This window comes from Haladaptatus sp. SPP-AMP-3 (assembly GCF_049568665.1).
GTDB classification, from domain to species: Archaea; Halobacteriota; Halobacteria; order Halobacteriales; family Haladaptataceae; genus Haladaptatus; species Haladaptatus paucihalophilus.
Genome location: NZ_CP145898.1, coordinates 364,755 through 372,797 on the forward strand (window position 1 = coordinate 364,755; position 8,043 = coordinate 372,797).

Genomic DNA, 8,043 nt, shown 5'->3' on the forward strand with positions numbered 1-8,043 from the left:
GCGAACGCGACTTTTTTCGTCGGGACGACGACGGACGTCCGAAATGTGACCGACGAACTTCGATATAGATATAGCGAGATAGAATATATTCTCCGTCGAGCACGCTCAGGTCGCCAAGAGGACGACTGCGCCGACGGCCAACCCGATGCCCGCCACGTCCCGAATATCGACCGATTCGCCGAGGAACACCGCGCCGAGAACCGCGGCGACGACGAAGTAGAGGGCGGTCACGGTCGTCGCAACGGCGGTATTGCCGCGTTGTAGCGCGACGTAGTAGCTTATGGAACCGATGCCGGAGAACAGGCCGCCAGCGACGGCGAAGGCGACGCCCGACTCGGAGAACGACACGGGACCGGCTTGAGTGGCGATGTACGCGATTGCGACGCCGACGCCGACGGTGTAGGAGATGGCCATTGCCACTTCGGGCGCGAGCGTTCGGGTGGCGTAATCGGCAAACAGCGCCCAGACGCCCCACGCGAACATACCGACGAGTGCGAAATATATCGCGGTTCGAACCATGCCGTCCTGGAAACGGCCCACCGACGAAGGTGTTCGGATTCCGGCGGAACAGGGGACGACAACCGGCGAACAGACTGCCCTTGATTCGAGCGCAGGAGAAGCATAACAAACTGGCGCACTCCCGACGAACCGGATATGAGACGCCCGACGATTCTCGTGTTTACCCTGGTCGTCGCCTCCGCGGTCGGGGCGATGGCGATAGGGACGGCCGAGCAGCAAGGGGATTCGAAACCGAACGAGCGGTGGAACCGAACATACGGCGGATCCGGCGACGACATCTTCGCGGACATCGCGCGAACGGACGACGGCGGCTACGTCCTCGCGGGCGAAACCGAAAGCGATAGCTCCGGTATCGACGGCTGGGTGATGAAGATCGATGGCAACGGAGACACGGAGTGGGAACGAACGTTCTCCGGGCCGGGGACGGACCGACTGTACTCGGTGGTCACGACGGACGATGGAATCGTCGCCGCCGGGCGAACCGACCGCGGCGGCACCCCGATGGGATGGGTGCTGGAACTCGATTCGGACGGGGAGACGCGACGCGAACGGACGCCGGGAACGGGTGCGTTCTACGGAGTCGAGCAGGACGGGAATGGATACGTCCTCGCAGGATGGACGCGCGGTGACGGCGGCGTCGGCGGATGGCTGGTAAAACACGATACGTCGGGAGCGAAGGCGTGGGAGCGGACGTACGCGACCCCCGACGGGAGTACGGGTCGCTTCAAAGCCGTCGTCCCAACGAACGACGGATACCTCCTCGCGGGGGAAGTCGAGAGCGGAGGCCAAGACGCGTGGATACTTCGGGTCGGCGACAACGGGGAACGGCAGTGGCAGCGAACGCTGGGCGGCGCGGACCGGGAAGCGGTCTGGGCGGCGACCGGTGATGAGGACGGTATCGTCGTGGCCGGTGAATCCGAGAGCGGCGAATCGCGCGACGGCTGGGTGTTCCGATACGATGCGAGCGGCGAGCGACAGTGGGAAAAACGGTTCGGCGGCGGCGAGGTCGATTGGCTCGATTCGGCGATGCGAACGGACGACGGCGGCTACCTGTTCACCGGCGGGACGCTCACCGGCGGAATCGGTAGCGCGGACGGCTACGTTGTGAAGACGGGAGCCGATGGGACGCTCCAGTGGGAGAAGGCGTACGGAAGCGACGCGTGGGATAAACCGTGGCCCGCTATACGAACTCACGATGGCGGCTTCCTGCTCGCCGGGCAGACCGGCGGGTTCGGTGCCGAAGCCAAGGACGGCTGGGTGCTGGAACTCGGACCGGGGTCGATGACGGCCGCGACGAACGATACGTCCGCGGACGAAGCGACGAGCACCTCGGGAACGACCACGACGGGAGAGGAATCGACACCGCAAGCGGATTCTCCGTCGAGCAACACGAGCTTACCGGGGTTCACGGTGCCAATAGCGGTGGTCGCGGTCGTCATTCTGGGGTTGTGGAGGGGAAGACGATCGTAGACGGCCGGGATGGAAGAACAGGCGTTCACGTAACATGAAGTTGCCGTCGCGATAACTGTACCGTACTGGTACCGCCACGTGATTCATCGTCTTTTGATTAGATGTATCTAATATTATATAATTATATTAGTTTCAGATACAATCGAGATTCTTTTATTGCTGTGATTAGTCTAACTGTCTAACTAACCAGACAGCACAGTAGATTATGACAGAAGGACAATTCACGGAACGGGCGACGGATCTCGACCGGGATGGACGCAACGCGTATCGAGTCGCCGGAGAGACCGACGACCCTAGCACGAGAATCATCCGAGGCGTAGAAGAAATAGTCGGACGGAGCGCAGAAAAGCAGACATGGCTCTACGACAGCGTAGACCCCGATGCGCTGGACGCGATATTCGAGGAGAAACACGACGGAACGACGCGAACCGGCGGAAAGGTCACCTTTACCGCTCGCGGTTGCGAGATAATCGTCGATGCGGACGGCGAGATACTCATCTACGGGCCGGTCACGGACGACGAGAAATAGCCGAACGATTTCGAAACGGTATTGACCATCCGGCCATGAATGGCGTCAAGAACCGATTGATGACTACTGAAGTATCCGTTACGTTCCGTGAACTGTTCGAAGAGCTACCAGTACAAACCGGTCTATTCAGCTTCGGGCCGGTGTTGCTCGGTATCGCCCAGTTGTGGAACGGCTATTCGCACCAGACCGCGCTCTCCTTCCACGCGCTGTTCGCCGTCGTGATGGTCGGGTTCGCGCTACTCGTCACCCGATACCATCTCGCGTCGTTCCGGTTGGAGAAACTGGAACGAGTTTAGGCGGTTCCGGCAGGCGCGCCCGCTCTTTCACTGCGGCCCGCGTAGGCGTTGTACCCGGCGACGATGGCGACGACGATTCCCGAGATGACGTCGCTCCAGAACGCCGTCGAGGCGGTCATGATGAACGGGACGAGTATCATCCAGAGGCCCAGCAACGCGACGAACGACGAGCTACCCACGCTCGCCGACATCCCCCGCGACATGCGGTAGTAGTTGTACCCCGCGACGAGGAAGATGGCCGCCCCGATGATGAGGTTGTTCCAGTAACTCGTCATTGACATCGACGGGTAGACGAACGCGGAGATGAATATCCACGCCCCCACGAGCGATACGAACCCGCTCAGCCATTTCAGGCTCGATTCGTCGGTGTCGGTGCTCCGTGTCGTTCGCTCTCTCGCTTCTGTTTCACTCATCAGTGTTTCCCCGATGAAGGGTAAGTCGAGCGAGTGAATAAAGCGAGCGACCGTTTAACCGGAAACGGCGACCGTTCAACGGCTAACGTGCCATTACGCCGATTCGGAGTCGTGGGTTGTGAACCATTCCGTGAGCTGTTCGAGGCGGTGAACGGCCCTGTCCGGGTCGCCGATGTTGTGGTGTTCGTCGGGATAGACCACCAGTTTCGCGGGGACGCCCTGCTTTTTGACGCTGACGTAGAGCTGTTCGGACTGCGAGGGCGGACAGCGCCAGTCCTCGCCGCCAGCCGTCACCAACAGGGGCGTCTCGACGTTGCCGACGTCCGTGATGCTGGAGGCGGCGTCGTAGATTTCCGGGTTCTCCCACGGGAGACCGAAATCGTTCGTCCACCAGAGGTGTGCGTCGTCGGTCCCGTACGACGACCGAAGGTCGTAGATACCGTGTTCGGCGGCGGCCGCGGCGAAGCGGTCCGTCCGCGTGACGAGATAGCCCGTCGTGATGCCGCCGTAGGAAAAGCCGGTGACGAAGGTGCGGTCGGAGTCGGCCCACCCCTGTTCCACGAGATGTTCGACGCCCGCGAGCACGTCCTCGGACTCGCGGGGGCCCCAGTCGCCACGGATCGATTCGCTGAAATCCCGGCCGTAGGAACTGCTTCCCCGGTAGTTGGGTCGGAGGACCACGTATCCCCGGTCGGTCCAGTAGGCGTATTCGAACGCGAACTCCGGCGCGTCGTAGGCCACCGGGCCGCCGTGGATGGCGGTTATCAACGGCCTCCGGTCGGGGTCCTCGGGGTCGAAGTCGGACGGGTAGTAGACGATACCCTCGATTTCGTCGTCGGAATCGTTCGAGTAGACGACGCGCCGACAGCCGGGCATGGAGTGCGTCTCCTCGAACGCCGCGTTACAGGCCGTCACGCGAGCGGGTTCCCCGGCGTCGAGTTCGGCCGCGTCCATCGCGTACAGGTCGCCGACCGTCTCGGGGTCGGTCAGGAGGAACGCGACCGTCCCGTCCGCGTAGTCGAAAGTCTGGACGGTTCGGTAGTCGCCCTGCGAGTCGAAGGTGAACGCGGGCGAATCCTCGTCGGCCGAACAGCGCACGAGGCGGGTGCTTCCCTCGTCGCCGACGGCCGCGAGCAACGTCCCGTCGTCCACCCACCGGAACCGCCGGGAGCGTGCCAGCGTCCGGTCGAGCGATTCCGTGACCGACCGATAGTCGCCGTTGTCGGCGACGTACAACTGGGTCGGGATGTGCGTGTTCACCGGGTCATCGACGGCGAACGCGAGACGGGACCCGTCGGGCGACCAGCGCGGCCCCGCGGCGGCGAGATCCGAGTCGGTGACCTTCCGCAGGTCGCTCCCGTCGGGTGCGATGGTGTACACGTCCATGACGCCGGAATCGTCCGGGCGGTCGGTGCGGTTCGAGAGGAACGCGATTCGGTCGGCCCCCCACACCGGTTGCAGACCGAACATCGGTTCGTACGCGCCGCCGCCGTAGGCGTCGTCGAGGCGGCGGCTGTCCCGCGTTTCGATGTCGACGACGAACAGGTAGGTCGTCACGTCGTCCAGAAAGCCCTCGCCGTCGAACCGGTGTTGCAGTCGCTCGGTTTCGACCGGGCCGCCGTCCCGGAGGTCGGCGAGGTAGTCGCGTTCCGCCTCGGTCGGGTCGCGCGACGAGACGACGAGTCGGTCGCCGTCGGGCGACCAGTCGAACTCGCGGACGCCCTCCTCGCGGTCGGTGACTTGCCGGGCGTCGCCGCCGCGAACCACGTCGAACAGCCAGACTTGGGGTTTGGGTTCGTCGTCCGCGCCGTTCGCCTCGTCCTCATCGCCGTCTTCGTCAGTATCGTCGGCCCGTACCGACAGGGAAACGTCCTCGTCGCGGGCGGCGAGGAACGCGAGTTTCGCGCCGTCGGGCGACCACTTCGGCGACCCGGCGTCCGACGCCCGCGAGAGTCGATACGGGTCGTCGCTTCCGTCCGACGGAACGACGAACAGGGAGGTTCGTCGGTCGTCTTCGGACTCGTCGAACTCGTCTGCGACGAAGGCGATTCGGTCGCCGTCGGGCGAGAGCGCGAGGTCGCTCACCAACGTCAGGTCGTAGAAATCGTCCAGTTGAACGGTGTTCGTCACGGATACTCCGTCCCACGGGAGGCTAATAGATGTATGTGCGCCAGCAAATTGGACGGGTCGGGAGCGACGAGGGGTTACGCGACGTTCCGTTCGTCGACCGTCCGCCCCTCCTCGAACCGGTCGGCGTCGAGGCCGGAAACGTCGACGAGCGACGGTTCGCCGTCGAAGACGAGTTCGGTGACGAGTTGCCCGGTCGCCGGTGCGTGTTGGAACCCGTGCCCCGAGAATCCGACCGCGTTCACGAAGCCCGGAACTGTCTCCTCGATGATAGGATGGTGGTCGGGCGTGACGGCGTACAGCCCCGCCCATCCCCGGCGAATCCGGGACTCAGGACCGAAGTAGGTCGTCCAGTCTGACGCCTTCTCCACCGCTTCTATCGTCCAGTCGAGGTCGGTCGTTTGGTCGAATGCGTTCGGGTCGGCCGTCGTGTCGCCCCCGAAATGCCCGCCGACGAGCGCGGCCCCTTCCCGCTCCGGGCGGAAGTACGACCCCGTATCGAGGTCGATTGTCAGCGGAACCGATTCGGCGACCGGCGTCTCCGGGTTCACGACCGCCATTTGGCGACGCTCGGGTGAAATCGGAAGGTCGAGGCCCGCCATCTCGGCGACGCTGCTCGCCCACGGCCCGGCCGCGTTGACGACGAAATCGGCATCGACGGTTCCATCGGTCGTTTCGACGCCCGTGACACCACCGGCGTCGCCGAGCACGTCCGTCACCTCGACCCCGGTTCGGACGTCCGTCCCGACCTCGCGGGCGCGAGCGGCGAACGCTTGCAGCGCCAAATGCGGGTCCGCGAACCCGTCGTTCGGGGAGTACGTCGCGGCGCGGAACAGGTCCGCGCGGAGTCCGGGGCAGACCTCGCGCGCTTCCTCGGGCGTGAGGAGTTCACTCGGGACTCCCTGTTCGTTCTGCATCGCGACCGTCTCCGCGAGTTCGTCCCCGGAGTCCTCGTCCCTGACGAGGAAGAGGTACCCGGAACGACGGAGCGCGATGTCGGCGTCGAACTCCTCCTCGAACCGGTCCCAGACCCGCATGCTGGCCCGGGAGAGCGCGACGTTGACGGGGGTCGAGAACTGTGCACGGATACCGCCAGCTGAGCGTTCGGTGCTTCCGGCGCCGATGTTCGAGCGCTCGCAGAGGACCACATCGGCCCCGCGTTCCGAGAGGTAGTACGCGCTCGAACAACCGACGATACCGCCACCGACCACGACGACTCGCATGAATCGGAAAATGACCTCCTGGATAATGGTTCCATCGTCGGGAAATAAGCACGTTCGCGCAGAACATCCGCCATGGTTCGAATCCTCTCCGATGCAGACGTGGCGTCGGTCCTCGAAATCGAATCGTTGCTGCCGGTCGTCCGCGACGCGTTCGTCAAGCAGGGACGCGGCGACGTCGAACGCCCCGACAGACCCCACTTCCCGGTCGGCGCGGGACTCGCGGGTGACGCGCCGCTCGGAACCGGCCTCGTCATGCCCGCGTACATCCATGGGGCGGCACACTACGCCACGAAACTGGTCGGCGTGCACGGCGGGAACGCCGACCGAGGGCTGCCGACTGTCAACGCGCAAATCGCGCTGACTGACGCCGAAACGGGACGTCCCGCCGCGTTCGTCGCGGGGACGCGAATCACGAACGCGCGGACCGGATGCATCGGCGGACTCGCGGCCGCCGACCTCGCCGCCGCCACGCCGATACAACTCGCCGTCATCGGGGCGGGGACGCAAGCCCGGTGGCAAGCGCGCTGTATCGCGGCCGCGACCGACGTCGAGTCGATTCGAGTCTACTCACCGAGCGATTCCAAACTGGAGTGCGCGGCGGAACTGGAGTCGGAACTCGGAATACCGACCACACCCGTCGAATTGGCGGACGAAGCGGTGGCGGACGCGACGGTCGTCGTCACCGCGACGACCGCGACAAGCCCGGTCTTTTCCGGCGAGGCGCTTCAGCCCGGAACGCTGGTCATCGCGGTCGGCGCGTACAGCGCGGAGATGCGCGAACTCGACCGGGAGACGTTCGCCCGCTCCGACGAGACGTTCGGCGACGTCCCCGAGGAGGTGGCAGAAATCGGCGACGTCCGGGCGACCGACCTCGACGCCGACGATTTCGTTCCGCTCGCCGACGTGTTCGAGGGGTCGGACGGTCGAAGTTCGGACTCGGAAATCGTCGTGGTCGAAAGCGTCGGGTCGGCCGTGCTCGACGCGGCCGCGAGCGAGTTCGTGTTCGAACGAGCGAGCGAGGCGGGGACCGGCGAGGAAGTCGAACTGTAACGACCGACCGGCGGGCTCCTTCGTGGGGTTGTGCGGACAGATCGTCGGATAGCCATACGGAAATCCATATAGATAGATGTCCAGATATCCGACCAGATACCCGAATGAGCCACCGCGGGGGTCGGAAAATCACACGGGTACCGTCGAGAGGAGAGTTCCAGATGGCTTTCTAGATAGACATCCGCAAAGATATCCGAACAGAAACCCGGACCGAGACGATGTGAAGCGCACGTTTCCGAGAACTCGGGACAAGATTTACAAGGAACCCGCCGCCACCACCCGGATATCCATTCAGAAATCTGCAGAGATATCCAGAAATCTTTCCGTATGGATAGCTATTCAGATAGCTATCCGCATAGTTTCGCCCAGTTGTCTGACGAGAATTTATGAGGAGGAAGCGTATATCGACCGACTGT

Annotated in this window: 8 protein-coding genes; 4 read left to right on the forward strand and 4 right to left on the reverse strand. The window is 63.9% G+C overall.

The genetic code is table 11. The features are described from left to right. Window positions 1-105 precede the first annotated feature (105 nt). Entirely contained in the window at window positions 106-519 is a 414-nt protein-coding gene (locus tag V5735_RS18460) for an EamA family transporter (protein WP_423746224.1), read from the reverse strand. Between the two features lie 135 nt (window positions 520-654). Here V5735_RS18460 and V5735_RS18465 point away from each other — a divergent pair, with 135 nt between their 5' ends. The 3 genes from V5735_RS18465 (at window position 655) to V5735_RS18475 (ending at window position 2,814) form a co-directional block, all read left to right on the forward strand. Then, window positions 655-1,989 (forward strand): hypothetical protein, encoded by a 1,335-nt coding sequence (locus V5735_RS18465; RefSeq protein ID WP_423746225.1) that lies wholly within the window; start codon window positions 655-657, stop codon window positions 1,987-1,989. Between the two features lie 205 nt (window positions 1,990-2,194). Next, a complete protein-coding gene (locus V5735_RS18470; protein WP_423746226.1) occupies window positions 2,195-2,518 on the forward strand; it encodes a HalOD1 output domain-containing protein in 324 nt (107 codons plus the stop codon). A 59-nt stretch (window positions 2,519-2,577) separates the two neighbouring features. Beyond that, complete coding sequence (locus V5735_RS18475) at window positions 2,578-2,814, forward strand: hypothetical protein (protein ID WP_423746227.1); 237 nt, start codon at window positions 2,578-2,580, stop codon at window positions 2,812-2,814. Here the strand turns inward: V5735_RS18475 and V5735_RS18480 are convergent. The 3 genes from V5735_RS18480 to V5735_RS18490 all read right to left on the reverse strand — a co-directional run bounded on the left by V5735_RS18480 (window position 2,811) and on the right by V5735_RS18490 (window position 6,577). Continuing rightward, window positions 2,811-3,227, reverse strand: a complete 417-nt coding sequence (locus V5735_RS18480; protein WP_007978097.1) for an SPW repeat domain-containing protein — start codon at window positions 3,225-3,227, stop codon at window positions 2,811-2,813. The two genes, V5735_RS18475 and V5735_RS18480, sit on opposite strands and share 4 nt — an antisense overlap. Before the next feature lie 93 nt (window positions 3,228-3,320). Then, window positions 3,321-5,357, reverse strand: coding sequence for a S9 family peptidase (locus V5735_RS18485; protein ID WP_423746228.1), 2,037 nt, complete (start codon window positions 5,355-5,357; stop codon window positions 3,321-3,323). Window positions 5,358-5,431: 74 nt separating this feature from the next. After that, the gene (locus V5735_RS18490; protein WP_423746229.1) at window positions 5,432-6,577 is read right to left on the reverse strand and encodes an NAD(P)/FAD-dependent oxidoreductase; all 1,146 of its coding nucleotides are present in this window, start codon (window positions 6,575-6,577) and stop codon (window positions 5,432-5,434) included. A 72-nt stretch (window positions 6,578-6,649) separates the two neighbouring features. Between V5735_RS18490 and V5735_RS18495 the strand changes: the two genes are divergently transcribed. After that, the gene (locus tag V5735_RS18495) at window positions 6,650-7,627 is read left to right on the forward strand and encodes an ornithine cyclodeaminase family protein (RefSeq protein ID WP_423746230.1); all 978 of its coding nucleotides are present in this window, start codon (window positions 6,650-6,652) and stop codon (window positions 7,625-7,627) included. Window positions 7,628-8,043 lie beyond the last annotated feature (416 nt).

Excerpts from the sequence above, each read along its gene's own strand:
- V5735_RS18460 (WP_423746224.1), bottom strand. The coding sequence starts at position 519 with ATGGTTCGAACCGCGATATATTTCGCACTCGTCGGTATGTTCGCGTGG.
- V5735_RS18465 (WP_423746225.1), top strand. The coding sequence starts at position 655 with ATGAGACGCCCGACGATTCTCGTGTTTACCCTGGTCGTCGCCTCCGCG.
- V5735_RS18470 (WP_423746226.1), top strand. The coding sequence starts at position 2,195 with ATGACAGAAGGACAATTCACGGAACGGGCGACGGATCTCGACCGGGAT.
- V5735_RS18475 (WP_423746227.1), top strand. The coding sequence starts at position 2,578 with ATGACTACTGAAGTATCCGTTACGTTCCGTGAACTGTTCGAAGAGCTA.
- V5735_RS18480 (WP_007978097.1), bottom strand. The coding sequence starts at position 3,227 with ATGAGTGAAACAGAAGCGAGAGAGCGAACGACACGGAGCACCGACACC.
- V5735_RS18490 (WP_423746229.1), bottom strand. The coding sequence starts at position 6,577 with ATGCGAGTCGTCGTGGTCGGTGGCGGTATCGTCGGTTGTTCGAGCGCG.
- V5735_RS18495 (WP_423746230.1), top strand. The coding sequence starts at position 6,650 with ATGGTTCGAATCCTCTCCGATGCAGACGTGGCGTCGGTCCTCGAAATC.